The organism is Streptococcus sp. UMB1203 (genome assembly GCF_030217725.1).
In the GTDB taxonomy this organism is placed as follows: domain Bacteria; phylum Bacillota; class Bacilli; order Lactobacillales; family Streptococcaceae; genus Streptococcus.
Genome location: NZ_JASOOK010000003.1, coordinates 21,001 through 42,445 on the forward strand (window position 1 = coordinate 21,001; position 21,445 = coordinate 42,445).

Annotated in this window: 21 protein-coding genes; all 21 read right to left on the reverse strand. The window is 40.1% G+C overall.

Annotated elements, in window-relative coordinates:
• Nucleotides 1-245 precede the first annotated feature (245 nt).
• The gene (glyQ, locus tag QP439_RS01365) at nt 246-1,163 is read right to left on the reverse strand and encodes a glycine--tRNA ligase subunit alpha (RefSeq protein ID WP_000038733.1); all 918 of its coding nucleotides are present in this window, start codon (nt 1,161-1,163) and stop codon (nt 246-248) included.
• 209 nt (nt 1,164-1,372) lie between these two features.
• Nucleotides 1,373-1,744 carry a GFA family protein gene (locus QP439_RS01370; protein WP_285387225.1) on the reverse strand — a complete coding sequence of 124 codons (372 nt, stop codon included), beginning with the start codon at nt 1,742-1,744 and terminating at the stop codon, nt 1,373-1,375.
• 269 nt (nt 1,745-2,013) lie between these two features.
• Nucleotides 2,014-2,856, reverse strand: a complete 843-nt coding sequence (locus QP439_RS01375; protein WP_285387230.1) for an aldo/keto reductase — start codon at nt 2,854-2,856, stop codon at nt 2,014-2,016.
• 77 nt (nt 2,857-2,933) lie between these two features.
• Complete coding sequence (gene pgdA / locus QP439_RS01380) at nt 2,934-4,325, reverse strand: peptidoglycan-N-acetylglucosamine deacetylase PgdA (protein WP_050542114.1); 1,392 nt, start codon at nt 4,323-4,325, stop codon at nt 2,934-2,936.
• An 89-nt stretch (nt 4,326-4,414) separates the two neighbouring features.
• Nucleotides 4,415-5,605 carry a methionine adenosyltransferase gene (gene metK, locus QP439_RS01385; protein WP_000003943.1) on the reverse strand — a complete coding sequence of 397 codons (1,191 nt, stop codon included), beginning with the start codon at nt 5,603-5,605 and terminating at the stop codon, nt 4,415-4,417.
• A gap of 362 nt (nt 5,606-5,967) precedes the next feature.
• Nucleotides 5,968-7,311 carry a DEAD/DEAH box helicase gene (locus tag QP439_RS01390; RefSeq protein ID WP_254754067.1) on the reverse strand — a complete coding sequence of 448 codons (1,344 nt, stop codon included), beginning with the start codon at nt 7,309-7,311 and terminating at the stop codon, nt 5,968-5,970.
• 140 nt (nt 7,312-7,451) lie between these two features.
• On the reverse strand, nt 7,452-8,267 hold the full coding sequence (locus QP439_RS01395; protein ID WP_000670849.1) for an endonuclease/exonuclease/phosphatase family protein: 816 nt from the start codon (nt 8,265-8,267) through the stop codon (nt 7,452-7,454).
• Nucleotides 8,268-8,318: 51 nt separating this feature from the next.
• Nucleotides 8,319-10,499 (reverse strand): PTS transporter subunit IIBC, encoded by a 2,181-nt coding sequence (locus tag QP439_RS01400; RefSeq protein ID WP_000974069.1) that lies wholly within the window; start codon nt 10,497-10,499, stop codon nt 8,319-8,321.
• Between the two features lie 184 nt (nt 10,500-10,683).
• The gene (gene ftsX / locus QP439_RS01405) at nt 10,684-11,610 is read right to left on the reverse strand and encodes a permease-like cell division protein FtsX (RefSeq protein WP_000625545.1); all 927 of its coding nucleotides are present in this window, start codon (nt 11,608-11,610) and stop codon (nt 10,684-10,686) included.
• Nucleotides 11,603-12,295: a cell division ATP-binding protein FtsE gene (gene ftsE, locus QP439_RS01410; RefSeq protein WP_120718873.1), complete on the reverse strand. Its 693-nt coding sequence runs from the start codon at nt 12,293-12,295 to the stop codon at nt 11,603-11,605. The genes ftsX and ftsE overlap by 8 nt, the downstream gene beginning before the upstream one ends.
• A 17-nt stretch (nt 12,296-12,312) precedes the next feature.
• A protein-coding gene (gene prfB / locus QP439_RS01415; protein ID WP_100198837.1) for a peptide chain release factor 2 occupies nt 12,313-13,408 on the reverse strand; the annotation gives its coding sequence in 2 pieces (ribosomal slippage) (nt 12,313-13,335 and nt 13,337-13,408; 1,095 coding nt in all).
• A 108-nt stretch (nt 13,409-13,516) separates the two neighbouring features.
• Entirely contained in the window at nt 13,517-14,173 is a 657-nt protein-coding gene (locus tag QP439_RS01420) for a CBS domain-containing protein (RefSeq protein ID WP_000268666.1), read from the reverse strand.
• Nucleotides 14,174-14,479: 306 nt separating this feature from the next.
• Nucleotides 14,480-15,190: an ABC transporter ATP-binding protein gene (locus QP439_RS01425; RefSeq protein WP_000062219.1), complete on the reverse strand. Its 711-nt coding sequence runs from the start codon at nt 15,188-15,190 to the stop codon at nt 14,480-14,482.
• Complete coding sequence (locus QP439_RS01430; RefSeq protein WP_001185995.1) at nt 15,190-15,954, reverse strand: ABC transporter ATP-binding protein; 765 nt, start codon at nt 15,952-15,954, stop codon at nt 15,190-15,192. The genes QP439_RS01425 and QP439_RS01430 overlap by 1 nt, the downstream gene beginning before the upstream one ends.
• Nucleotides 15,954-16,910, reverse strand: a complete 957-nt coding sequence (locus tag QP439_RS01435) for a branched-chain amino acid ABC transporter permease (RefSeq protein ID WP_000662290.1) — start codon at nt 16,908-16,910, stop codon at nt 15,954-15,956. The genes QP439_RS01430 and QP439_RS01435 overlap by 1 nt, the downstream gene beginning before the upstream one ends.
• A gap of 3 nt (nt 16,911-16,913) precedes the next feature.
• Nucleotides 16,914-17,783 (reverse strand): branched-chain amino acid ABC transporter permease, encoded by an 870-nt coding sequence (locus tag QP439_RS01440; RefSeq protein WP_000941421.1) that lies wholly within the window; start codon nt 17,781-17,783, stop codon nt 16,914-16,916.
• Between the two features lie 116 nt (nt 17,784-17,899).
• Entirely contained in the window at nt 17,900-19,060 is a 1,161-nt protein-coding gene (locus tag QP439_RS01445) for an ABC transporter substrate-binding protein (protein ID WP_125852055.1), read from the reverse strand.
• 64 nt (nt 19,061-19,124) lie between these two features.
• Nucleotides 19,125-19,412, reverse strand: coding sequence for a YlbG family protein (locus QP439_RS01450; RefSeq protein ID WP_261046614.1), 288 nt, complete (start codon nt 19,410-19,412; stop codon nt 19,125-19,127).
• A 78-nt stretch (nt 19,413-19,490) separates the two neighbouring features.
• Nucleotides 19,491-20,081, reverse strand: coding sequence for an ATP-dependent Clp protease proteolytic subunit ClpP (clpP, locus tag QP439_RS01455; protein WP_153225958.1), 591 nt, complete (start codon nt 20,079-20,081; stop codon nt 19,491-19,493).
• Nucleotides 20,082-20,254: 173 nt separating this feature from the next.
• A complete protein-coding gene (gene upp / locus QP439_RS01460; protein ID WP_064276977.1) occupies nt 20,255-20,884 on the reverse strand; it encodes a uracil phosphoribosyltransferase in 630 nt (209 codons plus the stop codon).
• Nucleotides 20,885-20,972: 88 nt separating this feature from the next.
• Entirely contained in the window at nt 20,973-21,440 is a 468-nt protein-coding gene (locus QP439_RS01465) for a deoxycytidylate deaminase (protein ID WP_000136973.1), read from the reverse strand.
• Nucleotides 21,441-21,445 lie beyond the last annotated feature (5 nt).

Below are 21,445 nucleotides of genomic sequence, written 5' to 3' on the forward strand. Positions count from 1 at the left end.
TTTTCTTCAATCTTTTTTTGATATGCACCTTAGGTACTGGGGACGTCGCTAACTAACTTTGTGAGTCTGTAGGGAAATCTAATGCAAAATTGATCAAGATTTCCAACAGTCTCATCAAAGTGGATTTAGCTGACTGATTTTTGAACCTACGGTTTCAAAAATCCCCACATAACAGTACAGCGGTGCATATCCCTCTAGCAAGTCTTCGACTTGTCTCTAACGATTTTAGAGCACAGTATTAGTCACTATTCTGCGTCTTCTGCTAAGAGTTTAGCTCGTGTTGCTTCATCTAAAAGTGGGTAGCCTAGGCGTTTGCGTTCTGCGACAAAGGTTTTAGCTACGACACGGGCCAAGTTACGGATACGAGCGATATAGCCTGCGCGCTCTGTTACAGATACAGCACCACGCGCATCAAGTAGGTTAAATGTGTGTGAACATTTGAGAACATAGTCATAGGCAGGGTGAACCAAGCCCTCTTCCAAGGCACGACCAGCTTCTTTTTCAAACTTATCAAAGTTTTCAAGCAACATTTCTTGGTCCGAAATTTCAAATGAATATTTTGAGTGCTCGTACTCAGGCTGGATAAAAATTTCTCCGTATTTTACACCATCGGCCCATTCGATATCATAGACAGAATCAACCTCTTGGATATAAGAAGCCAAGCGTTCCAAACCATAAGTAACTTCAGCAGTCACAGGGCCAGTTGCCAATCCACCCACTTGTTGGAAATAAGTAAACTGAGTAATTTCCATCCCGTCAAGCCAAACTTCCCAACCAAGACCAGCTGAACCAGTTGATGGATTTTCCCAGTTATCCTCAACGAAACGAATATCGTGCTCTAAAGGATTGATTCCCAATTTTTCCAAAGATTCAAGGTAAAGTTCTTGGATATTTGATGGAGAAGGCTTCATAACCACTTGGAATTGGTGGTGTTGGTACAGACGGTTAGGGTTTTCCCCGTAGCGACCGTCAGCAGGACGACGTGATGGCTCTACATACGCTGCATTCCATGGTTCAGGTCCGATAGCACGAAGGAAAGTGTAAGGACTCATGGTTCCCGCACCTTTTTCGTTGTCATAGGCCTGCATAAGCATACAACCTTGGTCATTCCAAAATTGTTGCAAAGTCAAAATAATTTCTTGAAATGTTAATTTTTTAGACATTGTTTACTCCTTTTTATATAAATTACTTGCGACACGAGTCTGCCTCGTCGATCATACGAGGCAAGACGAGTTAGTACTGCGTCTAGCTCAGGCACTCTAGTACTGAGCGTGGGGCAGTCCGACTATAAGGAGGTTTCTGCCACTGACGCAGTGGAAAGTCAATTTTTTAGACATTGTTTACTCCTTTAATTTATATTATCTTTTTAGCTTTATTCATCAAGCAACCAAGAAAAAGCTGGGTCCTGAAAAATATGACGTTTGGGAACAGTTTGTAAATTCTGATCGCATTCATCTATTGTTCCTAATTTCAAAGCACAAACTTCTGGTATATTTTCTTGAGTAGTGAAAATTTGACTGTAACAGTTCTGGCAGTAATAACGTTGTTTCCCTGGAGATGAACTATAGGTAACCAACTTCTCTTTTTCATACAATACCAGATTTTTGCTGCTAACTTTGGCATTAACTGTGTAGGCTGACGCAGTTACTTTCCGACAGAATGAGCAATGGCAAAAAACTATTTCCGACAATTCTTCATCTAAAGTGTAGGTGACTGCTTTACATAAACAAGATCCTTTAAGCATGATGCTCCTTTCCACTTAGGTATTAGACGAAATTCAAAAAGAACCGAATTTCAACACCCAAGCCTTGCGACTAGGGGCGTCAGAAACGCGGTTCCACCCTAATTTATTACTTCATTGTTTTTGAAAATACTACAGAAAGCGCCAGCACTTTATTTTGCTCTACTTGGCTCCCACTATCCCAAGCTCGCTTGAAGAACGCCATAAGACTTTCTTTCCTGCAGACTATTATATCAAAAATCAGAAGAATGTACAATTCTTTTTATGATTTTCTAGAAATCCATATCATCAACTCGTGGAGCACCCGACTGGACAGTTATCGTTTTTAAGGTTTCTCGCTCCTCATGACTCAGTTCAATTGCAAAGCAATCAAGATTAGCCTGAATACGAGACGCTGTGACAGATTTTGGAAGTGGTAAAAATCCTTCTGCTAAGCTCCAGGCCAAGGCTATCTGGGCAACCGATTTTTCGTGATTTGCTGCGATTTCTTGGACTTCCTTGCTATCAAACAGTTCTCCCTGACCAAAAGGTCCCCAAGCTTCCAATAAGATTCCTTTTTCTCGACAGTAATCAACGACTTCCTCTTGATACACACCTGGAGCCAAACGAACTTGATTGACCGCTGGAAGAATTTTTGCTGTTTCAAGCAAGGCATCCAAATGCTTGGGAAGGAAATTACTAACTCCGATAGCACGGATTTTACCTTCTAGGTAAAGATCCTCCATCGCTCTCCAAACTTCTGAATTTCGGATTTTCCAGTGGTTATTTTCTCTGAGTGGTTTTGGATTTGGCCAATGAATCAAATACAAATCCAAATAATTCAAACCCAGCTTCTCTAAAGACTCTTCAAAAGCCTGACGAGCTTGCTCATAGGTGTGGTTTGTATTCCAGAGTTTGCTGGTTACAAAAATTTCCTCCCTAGGAATCCCACTATCTTGAATAGCACGACCAACGCTTTCTTCGTTTTTATAGATGGCAGCCGTATCGATATGGTGATAGCCTGCCTTTAAAGCCTCCAAAACTGCTTGGTAGGCAATTTCTCCATTCTCAGCTTTCCAGGTTCCAAATCCTAGAACTGGAATTGTAACGCCATTGTTTAAAGTATAAGATTTCATTTTTTTCCTTTCTAAATTAGAAGAAAATCCAAAGAGCCAAATTTTCAAGGAAAACTTATCTCTTTAGATTTTGTGTATTATTGATTGCGGTCGTAATAGAGCTGGTGAGCTTTAAGACGAGTATCTAACAAATCTGGAATGGTCACAAAGTCATAACCTTGACCTTTCAAATAGTCAATAACCTTCGGTAGAGCATTGACCGTCTCAGCATGGATATCATGCATGAGAATAATAGAACCATTCTTGACTTCTCGTTGAATTTCTGTCAAAATCGCTGCTTCATTTTTGTTCTTCCAGTCCAGACTATCCACATCCCACATAATAAAGCTCAAATCAAGGCCATTGCGAATGTCGTCTGTAATGGCTCCATAAGGTGGACGCATGAGTTTAGAACTAGAGCCCAGCACCTTAGTTAGCGCATCCTCAGTATCAGTAATTTGTTTTTTAGCTTCGTCAAGCGAAAGTTTTGAAAGCACTGGATGGCTCCAACTATGGTTCCCAATGACATGACCATCTGCTTTCATGCGTTTCAAAATCTCTTCATTTCCAGAAACATTCTTACCTAAAACAAAGAAAGTTGCCTTGATACCATACTTAGAAAGAGTATCTAATGCTTGATTTGTCGTTGCAGGATTCGGTCCATCATCAAAAGTCAAGGCTACTACTTTACGATTTTTCTTTTCATAATAGGCCTTGTAAAGTTCGGCATCCTTATCTAATAGATAAGAGGACTGAATGACCTCAAAGAAACTAGATACTGGTAAGGCAATCTCATCTAGATTTTCCACTGCCTGACTTGGATAAAGGATAATTTGGCTATCCTTATAATCAAAGTTCCATGCAGACAGGTCTTGGTCAGAGAAGCCTTTAACAAGCAGATCAATCTTTTCTTGCTCCAATTTCTTATCCTGTAAGAAAGAGGTCATTTCTTTAATCAGCTGTTCTTTGGCTTTACTAGCATCTGAAAATAATTGATCAAGTGTAAAAGATTTACCATCTTCTGTCAAATGAACTTTTGCCAGACTAGTTTTTTCAGTCTCTTCAACTTTTGACGAAGTTAAATCATAGACTTGTTTCATCACACTTCGGTTGACAATCCCTTTTAAAGTCGAATCCTGTTTCTCCGTATAATAAAAAACCAGATTTTCCTTATCCTCTAGATTGTCTTTAATACCCTGTGTCATAATTCCCTTTATAGGCGAAATCACTTGCTCCCCTTGGAGAGGATAATAGGCAATTACTTCTGCTTGTCCCTTACGAAAATGATCCTTCTGATTTCCCTCACTCAATTGATCATCTTTCTCTTTTTTGAGCGATTCAATCTTTTGTTCAAAACTTTGTTTTGTGTATATTTTGTATCCAATTATTGAACCAAGGACACAAATACTTACTGAGAAGATAGCTACTAGGGCTATTAGACTCATTCTTATCTTATCGTGATTCTCACGCTTTGCTCTACTTTTATCCATAAGACCATCATATCAAATTCAAGCTATAATTTCAATGATTTTGGAGGAAATAGTATATTAAAAAAGAGGGGCAACCCCCTCTTAAAATCTTATTTGACTGCTTCTTTCAAAGCGTCTACCTTGTCCAAACGTTCCCATGGAAGATCAATATCTGTACGTCCCATGTGTCCATAAGCTGCTGTTTGACGGTAAATTGGACGCTTGAGGTCCAGCATTTGGATAATTCCTGCAGGGCGAAGGTCAAAGATTTGACGCGCTGCTTTTTCAAGCTTGCTTTCAGCTACTGTTCCTGTACCAAAGGTATCGATACGAACAGAAACGGGTTGCGCAACACCGATTGCGTATGCCAATTGCACTTCTGCCTTTTTAGCAAGACCCGCTGCAACGATATTCTTGGCAATATAGCGCGCAGCATAAGAGGCTGAACGGTCCACCTTAGTCGCATCTTTACCAGAGAAGGCACCACCACCATGACGAGAGTAGCCCCCATAAGTATCTACGATAATCTTACGACCAGTCAAACCTGAGTCCCCTTGAGGTCCACCGATTACAAAACGACCAGTAGGATTGATGAAGAATTTTGTTTGCTCATCCAAATAAGAAGCTGGAATAACCTCTTTGATAACCTTGTTAATGATATCATTGTGAATTTGTTCGTTGCTGACTTCTGGATCGTGCTGAGTTGAAATCACGACTGTGTCCACACGTACTGGACGGTCATTTTCATCATACTCAACTGTAACTTGTGACTTGGCATCTGGGCGAAGATAGCTAATTTCACTAGACTTACGAAGTTCTGCCAGACGACGAACCAATTTATGGCTGAGTGAAATTGGCAATGGCATGAGCTCTTCTGTTTCATCTACCGCAAATCCAAACATGAGTCCTTGGTCTCCAGCACCAATCAAGTCCAGCGGATCTTGGTCTGCATTCCCACGAACCTCCAAGGCTTCGTTGACACCTTGGGCAATGTCAGGAGATTGTTCCACCAAAGATGGGTGTACTCCCACCGTCTCCGCAGAAAAACCATATTCTGTATTGGTGTAGCCAATCTCTGCAATGGTATCACGAACTACACGGTTAATATCCACATAGGCATTTGTAGAAATTTCACCAAAAACGTGGACGGAACCAGTGTATACAGCTGTCTCAGCAGCAACGTGCGCCTCTGGATCCTTGGCTAAAATAGCATCCAAAATCGCATCTGAAATTTGGTCTGCAATCTTATCCGGATGCCCCTCAGATACAGATTCAGACGTGAATAATTTACGTTCTGACATAAAAATGTCCCCCCTTAAAAATAGTGTTATAGAGTTACAAAGTACTGATAGGTATTTTTATTCTATAAGAGTTACGACGCAAAAGAAATAAAAACGATACTTTTTTATTTCTGAAGCTAGTAAGGCGCATAGGATGACCGCACTATAGCGGCAACCGTATGGAGCCGTCATTCTTTGCGAGTTGCAAAGTACTGATAGGAAAACTCTTAGTAATAAATGCCTACCATCTTATCGGGACTATATAACTTTATCATTATACCATTTTTAAGTACAATTTGCAGTCTTTAATGTAGAGTTTTGGTTAAGATAGTTCGTTATCATAAATAAAAAAAAGTTGGAGCTCAGCACTCCAACAATTGCTATTAAAATGTTTGGCGTTTTGCTTTACGCTCTGCACGACCGCGAGCGCGATTTTCAGCGCGCTTGTTTTTCCGACGTTTTTCATCAACCGCCCATTGAATCTTCTTCTTATAACCTGGTTTGACTTTTTTCTTTTTCTTTTTAACCAAACCAATCATTTCGATATCAAGCTTATCTTGTTTTTTCTCACGGTTGGCACGACGATCACGGTCATAAGTATCTTGAAATTCCCCGTCTTTGACCATCTTAGGAGTAAACTTGATTCCTAATTTCTCCAACTCACGGATATCAGAGTCATCACTTGGCTGATATAGGGTAATAGCTGTACCTGGTAGGCCGTTGCGTCCAGTACGACCAACACGGTGCACGAAGAAGGATAAGTCTTGCGGAATGGCATCATTAATAACATGGCTGACACCTTCAATATCAATTCCACGCGCTGCCAAATCCGTTGCGACAATATACTCAAAATCCAGATTTTTCACCTGATTCATGATACGCTTGCGCTCACGAGGGGCAATATCTCCGTGAATCTTTGCCACCTTCAAACCTTGCGCAGTCAAGTAAGCATGCAATTCATCAGCCCGTGTTTTAGTGTTAACAAAAATCATTGCCAAATAAGGTTGCATCAACTGAGTCAGCTGGTAAATTTGAGCATTCTTGTCACGTCCCTTAGTAGAAATCAACCAATTATCAATAGTGTCAGAAATGACCGTTTTGGTCTTGATTTTCTCCATAACAGGATTTGATAAGTATTTTTTCAAGAATGGTTGCAACTTTTGTGGAATGGTCGCTGAGAAGACCATGAATTGCAAGTCTTTTGGAAGGCTGCCAGCAATCTTATCAACAGTTTCCAAGAATCCCATATCCAAGGTCATATCAGCCTCATCGACCACAAAGGTCTTAGCCTTGTGAATAGCTAAATCAGCAGATTTAACCAAGTCATAGATACGGCCTGGCGTACCGATAACAATATGAGGTTGGTTGCTTGCTAATTTCTCAATCTGGCGAGCCTTATCTGTCCCCCCCACATAATTAACCACACGAATTTCCACTTCTGAGTGGGCTGCAATCTGACGAGCTGCTTGGTAAATCTGAGTAGCCAACTCACGGCTCGGTGCCGTAATCACTGCTTGAACACTATCGCTGGTTTCATCTAATTGCTGGAAAATCGGCAATAGGAAAGTGTGAGTCTTACCCGAACCTGTTTTTGATTCTCCTACTAGGTCACGACCTGCCAAAACAATAGGAATCAACTTATCTTGCACCTCTGTTGGAGCTGTAAATTTCAGCTCCTCCAAGGCTTCTCTAATATAGTTTTTAAATTGAAATTTCGTAAATGACATAATATCCTCGATTCTATCTATCCTATCAATTATACCACATTTTACTCCATTTCAGTAATCTCACTTATTTAGGCTATTTCCAGTAGCTTCTCTAGTTAGAAAAAGGCTGGAATTTGTGAATCCCAACCTCTTTTCAGTCCTTATTTCCAGTTTAAAATAGCATTCAAGCCATAGTGATCACTCACTTGTGGACTCTTGTTACCATCAAATACGACATGTAAATATTCCACCTCTAACTCTTTGGTAGTAAAAACATAGTCGATTCGAAGGGGTTCTGTGTTCCCCTTCCAGCCATCAATTTCTGGTGGAACAGTATAGCTACCACTTTTCTCTTGAGCAACTTCAAATGCGTCTTGTAAGCCTAATGGACTAGCTAAAATAGCTTGGTAACCTTCCTGTCCAGCCGGATTGTTGAAATCTCCAGCTAGCAAAAGCGGCTTGTTCAATTCTTTCAAGACAGCCTCAAATCGTGTCCATTCTTCTTGGAAACCTTTATCCCACCAAGAAAGGTGGACACTTGCAACTGCAAGCTCCTTACCATCAACTACAGTTTCAGCCAAGGCAACACGACGAGTATGATAGTCTGTTGGATCATCCACATCTGAAACTAAAATTTCTCTGGCTTCAATAGGTGTTTTAGACAAGATAGCCACACCTTCGTGGTAGCGATCATAACCGATATGGTTATAGGCCCAAGTCCAGTAGTAATTTTTCCCTTGCTCAGACAACTTTTCAACCAAAAGTTTAACATAGTGATCTTGGTGAATAGGCTCAGCTGCTGGCAAAGCTTGATAAAGGTCATTAACCTCCACCTCTGGCGAAGTGATCTCCTGATTGATTTCTTGGAAACAAATCAAATCATAGTCCTTTTCAAGAATATCCTGAAGCAAAATCTGGAATTTTTCCTCTGCTTCTTTCTCCATCCAACTGTGAGTATTGAGTGTTAAAAATTTCATTCTTTTCTCCCAAAATAAGAGGTTGGAATACAGCTTCCAACCTCAAGTATATTACAATTCTACTTTAGCAACTGCTGTTTTAGCTGCAAGAGAACCTGTTTTTTCTAATTTAACTGATTTAATTGCATCACCATTTGTGAAGACAACTACTGTTGAAGTTTCACGTCCTGCTGCACGGATAGCATCCAAGTCAGCTGTAACAAGGAGATCACCTGCTGCAACTTTTTGTCCTTCAGCAACATGAACTGTAAATGGTTTACCTTCAAGACTTACTGTGTCCAAACCAATGTGAACCAATACTTCAAGACCTGGTTCAGTCACAAGACCAAGAGCATGTTTTGTTGGGAAGATGCTTGATACAGTACCTGAAACTGGAGATACAATGTTTCCATTTGCAGGTTCAACAGCAAATCCGTCACCCATCATTTTTTGAGCAAATACTGGATCTTTTACTTGTTCCAAAGCAACAACTTGACCATCAGCTACTGAGTATACTTCCTCAGTAAGACCTTTATAGTGAACTGTGTTTTGTTGTGCTTCTGTCATTTGACTTGGAAGAGTTTCAGGAATAACTTCACCTGAATCAAGGATATCTTGGATATCAGATTTCAATACGTCTGCTTTTGGACCGTAGATAGCTTGAACTCCTTGTCCTTTCATGACAAGACCCATAGCTCCTTCTGCTTTCCATTGTTCTGCATCACCGACTTTGTCAGCGTCTTTTACAGTTACACGAAGACGAGTCATACATGCGTCTACATCAACGATGTTTGCACGTCCACCAAGAAGGTTGATAATGTTTACAGCTTGAGAACCAGCTGCAACTTTCACTTCGCTGCTAGCTTCTTCTGAACCTTCAGCAGTTTCGTAGTTTCCGTTACGTCCTGGAGTTGCGTAGTTGAATTTTTGAATCATGAAGTTTGCGATAAAGTACATGATTACAGCAAAGAGAACAGTTACCCAAATGAAGTTAATGATATCCATACCGATACCAGCACTGATTGCAATAGGTGTACGAGTCAAGAACTCGATTGAACCGAATGAGTGCATACGTAGGTTTACGACGTCAGCCATAGCAAAGGCAGCACCTTGAACAAGTGAGTAAACAAGATACATAGGTGTTGCTACAAACATGAACATGTATTCGATTGGTTCAGTAACCCCTGTCAAGAATGTTGCAAGAGCTGTCGCAATCATCATACCTTTGTATTTGTGTTTCTTATCAGCATCAACATTACGGTAGATAGCTACAATCACACCCATCAAGATACCGAATGAACCGATCATTTGTCCAACTTTGAAACGAGCTGGGTGAACAGTATCTAACAATTGTTGGTAATGACTTGCATCTGTACCTTTAAGGTTAACAAGGTCTGTTACCCATGCAAGCCATAGTGGGTCTTGACCAAATACTTGAGTACCTTTAGCTGCACCTGTCAAAATCTCATAAGTACCACCAAGAGCTGTATAGTTCATTGGGATTGTCAACATGTGGTGAAGACCAAATGGCAAGAGCAAACGTTCCAAAGTACCATACAAGAATGGTGCAAGGATTGGAGCAGTTTCTTGTGAGTTAGCAATCCAGATACCAAAGCTATTGATACCTGTTTGAACTACTGGCCAGAATGCAGCAAGTAGAATTGCAGCGATTGCTGAACGAAGAATAACTACAAATGGTACGAAACGTTTCCCGTTGAAGAATGAAAGTGCATCAGGAAGTTTACGGAAATTGTAGTATTTGTTGTAAGCAGTTGCCCCTACAAAACCTGAGATAATCCCTACGAATACACCCATGTTCAAGGCTGGAGCTTCAAGAACACTGATAAAGTAATCAGCAACTTTGATTGAACCACCGAATAGAGTAGTTACCATAGCATCTGGATTTTTTAACATATCTCCTGATACACCAAAGATTGTACCAGTGATACGGTTAATCAAGATGAAGGCAAGACCAGCGGCGAAAGCACCACCAGCACGTTCTTTAGCCCAGCTACCTCCAATGGCTAGGGCAAACAAAATGTGAAGGTTACCGATAACCCCCCAACCAATTTGCTCAAGAATTCCACCAGTGATTACAAGTGGTGCAAAGGTTGGGTTAATCATCACGATAGACTTACCGATTGAAATCATCAAACCAGCAGCCGGCATAACGGCAATAACCACCATCAAAGCCTTACCGAATTTTTGCCAAAATTCGAAAGACAAGACATTTTTGAATGTATCTTTCATCATTCAAATCTCCTTTATTTTTATTTAGGCAAACGTTTTACGAAAACGTTTGCACCTTTTATGATTTAATTATACCACTTTAATTTTTTTTGTAAAGGCTTTTACAAAAAAAAGGAGACTTTTTTCTAAAATTTTTGTAGTAAAAAAGGAGATATTAAAATCTCCTCAAATATAATTCTATTTTATTTTAGATTTTCAGGAATCGGCGCATTGAAATTCCTGATCCGATTGAACCGATAAAAATTCCAATCACAAATAATAGAGCAATCATAAGTGGACTGAATACCTCTGGTGATATCATTGAAAGGTTCTGACCAACCAATGACTTATTAACCGATTGGTAAACCATTTTATAGACAATAAATACCAGAACTGACGGAAGAGTTGCTCCAAGCAAACCAATGAAGGCACCTTCAAGCAAGAAAGGTCCACGGATATAGCCGTTCTTAGCACCTACTAAACGCATGATTTGAATTTCACGGCTTCGTGAAATAATGGTGATACGAATAGTATTAGAAATCAAGAACACCGCAATGAAAATCAATAATCCCGCGATAACTAGTCCCCAGACACGAATAAATGAGGCTAACTTAAACAAGCGTTCTGTATTAGCACCACCATCTTGAACTTCTGATACACCTTCAATTTTCTTAGCCTCTTCTGCTACTGTCTTTACATCGCTTGGCGTGTTGGTATCAACAATATATGCATCATAGAGTGGATTGGCATCCCCTTCAAAGATTTTCCAGTTGTCCCCCATTGTTTCGGTCAACTTTTCATATTGTTCTTCTTTACTTGAAAAGGTAACACTTTTAACAGTTGACATACCTTTCAAAGCATCGTATACCTTATGGTAGTCATTATTGGTAACGGTTTGACCTTCTTTTTCAATGGTCTCACTATTGTCAGCTACGTCCTTACGAATATATACCATTACTCGGACATTGTTTTCAATATCTGTAGCGAGTTTAGCCGTATTAAAGATAACAGATGCAAATATTGCAACTAAAGTCAAAGTAATCATAACCGAACTGACAGCTGCTACTGTCATCCAGCCATTTCGTTTCAAACTTTTTAATGATTCAAATAAATGACGAAAAAATCTACTAATCATCGTATCCATATTCTCCTTTAGCTTCGTCACGAACGACACGGCCATTTTCAATGGCAATGACACGGTGGCGCAAGGTATTTACAATCTGACTATTGTGGGTAGCCATCAAGACAGTTGTACCTTGGAGATTGATGCGTTCCAATAAATTCATAATTTCCCATGAATTATCTGGGTCCAAGTTTCCTGTTGGTTCGTCCGCAATCAATACTTTTGGATTGTTTACAATGGCACGTGCAATTGCAATCCGTTGCTGTTCTCCCCCCGAAAGTTCATTTGGAAAAGAACGAACCTTATGCTTCAATCCAACCAAGTCTAAAACTTCCATAACACGTTTTTTGATGTTACGACGGCTCTCACCGATTACTTCCATTGCATAGGCAATATTTTCATAAACAGTTTTCTTTGGCAAGAGTTTGTAATCCTGAAAGACTACCCCGACACTACGACGTAGAAGTGGGACATCTTTCTTCTTAATTTTAACCAGATTAAAACCAGCAACAGATAAGCTTCCTTTTTCGATTTTTACTTCGCGGTACAAAGCTCTAATAAATGTTGACTTCCCAGCTCCTGACGGACCTACGATATAGGCAAATTCCCCGGGTTCAACAGTGACTGAGACACCTCGCAAAGCTGTCGTTCCGTTATCATACTTTTTGACAACATCTCTCATTTCAATGATTGACATGTGAGTTCCTTTCTATCTTAGCTGATTCGCCACTTGAGATAAGCATCGATAAAACCATCTAGGTCTCCATCCATAACCTTATCTACCTGCGCAACTTCAAAGCTAGTTCGATGATCTTTTACCATAGTATAAGGCGTGAAAACATAAGAACGGATTTGACTTCCCCATGTGATTTCCTTTTTCTCACCCTTGAGGGAATCGACTTCCGCAGCTTTCTTTTCTTGCTCCATTTGATAGAGCTTGGCCTGTAACATCTTCATAGCTCGATCTCTATTTCCATATTGGGTACGATCGACCGTTGACTGAACGACAGTTCCCGTAGGAATGTGTGTCAAACGCACCCCTGTTGAAACTTTATTGACGTTTTGTCCACCAGCACCACCTGAACGGAAGGTATCCATCTTGATATCATCTTCACGGATTTCCACTTCAATAGTATCATCCAGCTCAGGCATCACTTCTACAGATGTGAAAGAGGTATGGCGACGTTTAGCAGAGTCAAATGGTGAAATTCGCACCAAACGGTGTACCCCCATTTCTGACTTGAGAAGACCATAGGCATTAGGTCCTTCAAATGATAAGGTTACTGACTTGATACCAGCTTCATCTCCTGCTTGGTAATCCAAGACTTCTACTTTAAAGCCTTTAGCATTTCCATAGCGAGTGTACATACGAAGCAACATATCACCCCAGTCTTGAGCCTCTGTACCACCGGATCCTGGATGGATTTCCAAGATGGCATTATTATGGTCATAAGGTTCTGACAAGAGAAGGGTCATTTCGTAACTGGTCATCATCTTATCCAGCTCTGACAACTGTTCAACCAATTCTTCATGCACAGACTCATCTTCAGCTAAAAAGTCCAATAAAATTTCGACTTCATCCTGCAACTCTTCCATTTTGTGGAAAGTGTTGTAGGTGTTTTTTAATTCATTTAATTCTTGCGACGTTTTTTGGGCCGCGATATTATCGTTCCAAAAATCAGGTTCTGTCATCTTGTTTTCCAAGATGGCAATCTCTTCCTCTAAACCTTCGAGGTCAAAGAGACCCCCTGAAAGAAGCTAATTTTTCACGATTTGCGTCAATTTTCTGACGAATTTCTGAAATGTCCATAAATACTCCTTTTTTGTATCATTTTATTATACCATAATCTATCATTTCTTTCCATCTTTTGCTCTAATCCCTTATTGCACGTAAAAAGAAGCCTTTCGGCTTCCCTTCTTACAAGACTTTTGCTGAAGTACGAGTGATTTCTTCTACTTGAATATTCTCTGATTCAAATTTTTCTTTCAAGGCTGGTAAATCGATTGATCCATCGATTTGAACTTCGATAATCACCTTACCATCTTTTCGTGGAATATTTACTGTATGGGAGATATTCAAATTTTCTTCTACAATCAAAGAAACAATCTTTCCGAGAACACCGACTTCATCTTCTGTAACAAAGCGCACACGAATTCCTTCTTCACCGTAACCAGCAATTTCAAGAAAGGCTTGGAAAACGTCACGATCAGTAATAACCCCATATACTTGATGGTTATCAACAACAGGAAGAATACCAATCTTGTTTTTCAGCATCAGATAAGTTGCATCTTCTAGACTAGCATAGCCTGACACAGTAACAACATCGCGAATCATGACATCTTTTACTTTGGTCTTATTCAGAAGATAGTTCATCTCATAGATAGAAAGACTTGTTGCTTTTGAGGGGCTAGCTTGCGCAATGGTTCCCTCAGTTACCAAACCAACCAATTGATCATTTTCGATAACAGGCAAGCGGTGCAAACCTTGCTCTCTCATCAAATCTGCTGCATGAGATACTGTTGTATCTGGACTAATATACACTACCTTGCGGGTCATAAAATCTTTAACTGCCATGAGACTTCTCCTTTTCTATTCTTATCCCTATTATACAATCTTTTTGTAAATCTATCAAACGCTTACATTTCTTTTTCAAAATTCAGAAAAGTATGAATAAGCTAGCAAAAAGAGCTCTGAAATCGAGCTCTATGAATGAAGGTAAGATACCTTTCATTCGATTTTTCAATTATTAGAAATTAACCTTTCAATGTAGGTACAGATTTGTTTGCAATCTCAATCTACCGACTAAAAAGGTCCCCCGGACAATAGTGATGATTGCTTCGTAATCCTTATCCACCGATTAAAAAGGTCCCCCGGACCTTTTTAACCACCCAGATATGCTTTTCTGACTTCTTCTGATGAGGCGAGTTCTTTTCCTGTTCCGGATAGGACGATTTTTCCTGTTTCCAGTACATAGCCTCGGTCAGAGATTGCGAGTGCCTTATTGGCATTTTGTTCAATCAAGAGGACGGTTGTACCTTGTTTCTGGATATCTTGAATGATATCAAAAATTTCTTGGATAAAGATTGGAGCAAGTCCCATTGATGGTTCATCTAAAAGAAGAAGTTTTGGTGTTGACATAAGAGCGCGTCCCATGGCAAGCATTTGTTGTTCCCCTCCTGAAAGAGTGGCTGCATCTTGGTTCTTTCGTTCTTCAAGACGTGGGAAGCGTGAGAAAACTTTCTTCAAGTTAGCTTGATTTTCTTCACGATTTTTCTTTAAGAAAGCCCCCATTTCAAGATTTTCCATCACAGTCAAGCCAGGGAAGACATGGCGTCCTTCTGGAACTTGTGAAAGTCCACCAGCTACGATTTTCTGAGCTGGCATTTTTTGGATTTCTTGACCTAAAAATTCAATTTTTCCTGAACTTGGTCTAACCAAACCAGACAAGGTACGGAGAATAGTTGTCTTACCAGCACCATTGGCACCGATAAGGGAAACAACTTCTCCTTCATTAACTTCAAAGCTTACATCACGGACTGCTTGGATCATACCGTAATGTACAGAAAGATTTTCAACTTTTAACATAGACATTAGGCTTCACCTCCTAGATAAGCTTCGATAACGCGTTTATTGGTCTTAATTTCGTCTGGAGTTCCTTGAGCAATCAAACGACCATATTCAAGTACGTAGATGCGTTCTGTTACTTCCATGACCAGATTCATATCGTGTTCAATCAACATGATTGTAATTTTAAATTCATCTTTGATACGACGAATTAACTCAGTCAATTCTGCTGTTTCCTGTGGGTTCATACCTGCTGCTGGTTCATCTAAAAAGAGAATTTTAGGTTCCGTAGCAAGGGCACGAACAATTTCCAAACGACGTTGTTGTCCGTAGGCGAGGTTTTTAGCAAGAGTCTCTGCATCACCATCTAAATCAAAGATTTTCAATAATTCCAAAGCTTTAGCTTTTAATTCTTTTTCACTCTTGTAAAAAGCTGGTAAGCGTAAGAAACTAGCAAAAACATGTTGTTTGTGATGGTTGCCAAAAGCAATTAAAACATTGTCCAAAACTGTTAAATCTTTAAAGAGACGGATATTTTGGAAAGTACGTCCAAGTCCCAAAGAGGCAATCTTATAAGGTGCCTTTCCATTTAAAAGGTGACCATCTAAGGTAACTGTTCCCTCACTTGGTTCATAAACACCGGTCAAAAGGTTGAAAAGGGTGGTTTTACCAGCTCCGTTTGGACCGATTAGTCCAACCAATTCCCCTTCGTTTAATTCAAGAGTCACATCTCCAACAGCTGTTAGACCGCCAAAATGTTTGGTTAACTGTTTTACTTCAAGTAATGCCATTAGTTTTGTTCCTCCTTCTTAGATTTTTTAAAGAAACGTGATAGGCTCAATTCCCATGTTCCAAGGAGTCCACCTGGTCTGAAAATCATTACCAATACCAAGGCCAAAGCGTAGATAATCATACGCACGCTAGCAACATCTTGGAGAAGCATATTCAAAATTCCAAGAACAATAGCTGAAACAATCGCACCTGTAATTGAACCAAGTCCACCAAATACAACAATGATCAATACGTTGATTGAGTTGATGAAAGTGTAATCTTTCGGTACAACTGAACCGATAAATCCTGCCTGAAGTGACCCTGCAATACTTGCAGTAATAGCACCAAAGACAAAGGCGATGATTTTAATTTTAGTCGTATTAACCCCAACTGACTCAGCAGCAATCTCGTCCTCACGAACAGAGAGGGTTGAACGACCAATTGGGCTACGCAAGAAGTTCAAGGTTGCAATGGTTGTAATCACGACAAAGAAGTAAACCATTTGCCAAGTTGTAAAGTTAGGAATTCCCAAGATACCTGCCGCACCATTTGTAAGACTTCCACCATTGATGATAAAGATACGGATAATTTCAGATACACCGAGAGTCGCTACCGCAAGATAGTCCCCCTTCAAGCGCAAGGTTGGAATTCCGACAAGTAAAGCAACAGCTCCTGAAAGCAAAGCACCTACAAGCATAGCTCCAAAGAAGGCACCATAGGTTGGTGATTTAGAACCAATAATAGCAGCGGCATAGGCACCAATCGCCATGAAACCAGCATGCCCAAGTGAAAATTGTCCTGAAAAACCAACGATTAGGTTAAGACCAACAGCCAAAATAATATTAATTCCAATTTGTTGTAAAATCTGTACATAGAATAGATTGAGTACTCCAACTGAAACCAGTACACTAATCAAACCATAGCCAGCTAACAAAAGGAGTAACCATAGAATATTAACTTTTAAATTTTCTTTCATCGTTTACACCTTCTCTTTCACATTCTTACCAAGGATACCAGCTGGGCGGACAATCAAGATCAACAACAAGATTCCATAAACAATGGCATCACGGAAGTCTGACATCCCAAAGGCTGTCGCAAAGGTTTCCAATAGACCAATCACAAAACCACCAAGAGCCGCACCAGGAATAATTCCGATACCACCAAGTACTGCGGCAACGAAAGATTTAAGACCTGGAGTAACCCCCATCAAAGGCTCAAGAGAGTTATAATAAAGGGCAATCAGAACACCAGCCGCACCCGCAAGGGCAGAACCCAAAGCAAAGGTAAAGCTGATAGTACGGTTTACATTGATCCCCATCAATTGTGCTGCATCGCTATCTACGGATACTGCACGCATGGCTTTCCCCATCTTAGTCTTTTGGACAATGACTTGTAACAAAATCATCAAAATCAAGGAAATGGCCAAAATCATTAACTGCACATTTGTTAGGCTAATTGGTCCCAAATCATAGCGAACTGTTTGAATCGCTTGAGGGAAGGCACGGGTATTGGCACCAACCAGATAGACCATCCCATACTCCAATAGGAAAGAAACCCCAATAGCCGTAATCAAAACAGCAATACGAGTAGAGTGACGTAAAGGTCGGTAAGCAAGGAACTCAATCACGACACCAAGAATGGCTGTCGCTAGCATGGCTACAATAAGCGCTACAAAGAAATTCATTTGGAAAGAATTAATCAAGAAATAACCGATAAAGGCTCCCATCATATAAATATCACCGTGGGCGAAGTTGATGAGCTTGATAATTCCGTAAACCATGGTATATCCTAGGGCTAACAGCGCATAAACACTACCTAGAATCAAACCATTTACTAGTTGTTGGAGCATAAGATTCACTCTTTCTATTTATAATTTCGAGGGTTTTCCCTCACTTTTTGATAGGTTCTTAAACATCGAAACAGGGAGTGAGTCCGAGGCTCATTCCCTATTTCAACATTTTTCTATTATGGTTTTACAACTTCTGCTGCTTCAACCTTACCATTGTTCATGGTCATCATGTAAGCAGTTTTGACTGTGTTGTGGTCTGCATCGAAGCTTGTTTGACCAGTTACACCTTCAAAATCTTTTGTTTTAGCAAGGTTATCCTTGATTTCACCAGAGTTTTTAGCGCCTTTTGCTGCGTTTGCTACAAGGTGAACTGAATCATAAGCTAAGGCTGCAAATGTTGATGGTTCTTCATTGTACTTAGCACGGTAAGCATCAAGGAAAGCTTTTGCTTTAGCTGAAACTTCTACAGTAGTTGAGAAGCCTGAGATAAAGTAGATATTTGATGCTTTTTCAGCAGTTGCTTGTTGTACAAACTCTTCACCGTTGAATCCATCACCACCAACGATTGGCTTGTCAATTCCCATACCACGCGCTTGGTTTACAATTTTACCAGCTTCAGTGTAGTAACCAGGGACGATGATAGCATCAAAGTCTTTCCCTTTCATTTTTGTAAGGGCTGCTTGGAAGTCTGTGTCACCTGCTACGAAAGTTTCATCTGCAACGATTTCACCTTTATAAGCTTCACGGAAGGCTTTGGCAATACCCTTAGCATAGTCGCTGGCATTGTCAGTGTAAAGAACAACTTTCTTAGCGTTTAATTTTTCAGAAACATAGTTTGAGATAATCTTTCCTTGGAAGCTATCTTGGAAAGTTCCGATAAAGAGGTAATCTTGACCTTTAGTCAATCCATCTTGAGTCGCACTTGGCGAAATCAATGGAACACCTGCTTTTGTAGCGTTAGCTACCGCAGCTGCAGTTGCACCAGATGTCGCAGGTCCTACGATTGCTGATACTTTAGATTGAGTTACAAGGTTAGTTGTTACTGAAGCAGCCTCTGCTGTTTCAGACTTGTTATCTTTATCGACAACTTCGATTTGTTTTCCGTCGATACCACCTGCGGCATTGATTTCATCAACGGCAAGTTGGGCACCTTTTTGTTCAGATGTTCCGTAGGCTGCTACGGCACCAGTTTCCTCGAAGTTAAATCCGATTTTGATTGTCTTTTCATCTACTGAGTTACCAGCAGCGTTTGATGCTCCGGACTTCACTTCTCCACAGGCTGCAAGAAGTGCTACACTTGCAAGCGCCACAAACGATAGGGCAAATTTTTTCTTCATTTTCTGTCTCCTTATTTCTTAAATAAATAGCATGTTAAGAATATACCGAATTATCAGAAAATTGTCAACACTTTTCTTGAACTTTTTCGATGATAACGTTTTCCTCTCGATAAAGATTGCCCACAAAGGGTGTTTCCAGCTCTTGGATATGACAAGCTCTAACTTTTTTGATAAATTTTTCCTTGCTCAAGTGCCCGACCAATTGCTCCACTTCTTGAGTTGGAACATAGAGTTGTAAGTAACGATGCTTCTTGGAATGATAGGTAATATCTCCATAATCCTGCAGTTTTTTTGCATCACGATTATAGTAAAGATAGATAATCAAGCCAGATCGATTGACTTTTTCAAACATGATAAATCCTCTTTCTAAGAAATCTCTCCCTATTATACCAAAAAAAGCAAACCCAGTCGAGTTCGCCTTCTTTAATCATTAGTTCAAAGAATTGTTAGCCATGATTTCATCAATGAAGCCATATTCAAGTGTTTCTTGAGCGCTCATCCAATTATCGCGTTCTGCATCTACATGGACTTTTTCGATTGACTGTCCTGAATTTTCAGCCAAGATTTTTTCCAAAGTGTTACGAGTTTTAAGCAAGTGTTCTGCAGCAATCGCCATATCGGTTTGTTGAGTACCACCACCTGTACCACCCATTGGTTGGTGAATCATATACTCTGCATTTGGAAGCATGAAACGTTTGCCTTTTGCTCCACTTGATGCAATGACCGTCCCCATAGATGCAGCCATTCCCATAACAATAGTTTGGACATCAGCCTTGATAAAGTTCATAGTATCAACGATTGCCAAACCAGCTGAAACGGAACCACCAGGTGTATTGACATAAAGGTAAATATCCTTTGTGCTATCTTGGGCATCCAAGAAAAGCAACTGGGCAATAACTGAGTTAGCCATATTGTCTTCAACGGGACCTGTCAGCATAATGATGCGGTCTTTGAGAAGACGTGAGTAAATATCGTAGGAACGTTCTCCACGGCTTGTTTGTTCAATAACTACAGGAATCATTTATTTCTCCTTTTGAGTTTTAATTTTGTTGGTCAAATGACTGAAGATAAGACTATTATAATATCTAGGTCAAAAAAGGTCAAATTTTTGCTCTGCTTTCATTAGACAGAAACAAAAATTCAACCCCCTTTCACGACTGGAAATTCTTTTTCAAGTCATTTTTCTTTTAGATGTTATTTTGTACCGAACAAGCGGTCTCCAGCATCTCCAAGACCTGGAACGATATAACCGTGTTCGTTCAAGCGGTCATCCAAGGCTGCTGTAAAGATTTCTACATCTGGATGAGCTTCTTGAAGGGCTTTTACACCTTCTGGAGCAGATACAAGGCAGACAAATTTGATATTTGATGCGCCACGTTTTTTAAGCGAGTCAACAGCCAAGATTGCTGATCCACCTGTTGCCAACATTGGGTCTACTACAAAAATTTGGCGTTGGTCAATATCTTCAGGCAATTTTACCAAGTACTCAACTGGTTGAAGCGTTTCTTCATCACGGTACATACCGATGTGACCAACTTTAGCAGCTGGAACCAAGCTCAAAAGCCCATCAACCATCCCGATACCTGCACGCAAGATTGGAACGATGGCCAATTTCTTACCTGCCAATTGTTTTTGAACTGTTTTTGTGATTGGTGTTTCGATTTCCACATCTTCTAGTGGAAGATCACGAAGTACTTCATACCCCATCAACATAGCAATCTCATCTACTAGCTCACGAAAAGCTTTTGTAGAAGTATCTGTACGACGCAAGATTGACAATTTGTGTTGAATCAGTGGATGATTAATAACTTCAATTTTTCCCATTTTTGGAATTCCTTCTTTCAATTTATTCTTCTTATTATACCAAAAAACGGTTTAAAAATCTTTCTAAACCATTGATTTTTGATAATTTTTACATTAGATCTGCCTCTTTAAGAGCGGCCTGTACTGTCTCAAGTGGTAAATGGGTTAATTCTGTTCCTTTTTCTTGATAAAGGTATTGGGCATAGTCGTCCATTCGGTACTGGTTGATATAAACCACGCGCTTGCACCCAACCTGAAGCAATTGTTTGGTGCAATTCAGACAAGGAAAATGCGTCACATAGGCTGTAAAGCCTTTGGGAACACCACGTTCTGCACCTTGAAGGATAGCATTGACCTCGGCATGAAGGGTGCGAACACAGTGGCCTTCAATGACCAGACATTCGTGATCAATACAATGCTCGGTACCTGACACCGAACCATTGTAACCAGTGGAAATAACCTTATTATCCTTTACCAGAATCGCGCCCACTTTAGCACGTTTACAAGTGGAACGATTGGCAATTAGTAGAGCTTGGGCTGCAAAATACTCATCCCATGCTAGTCTTTTTTCAGTCATATCTC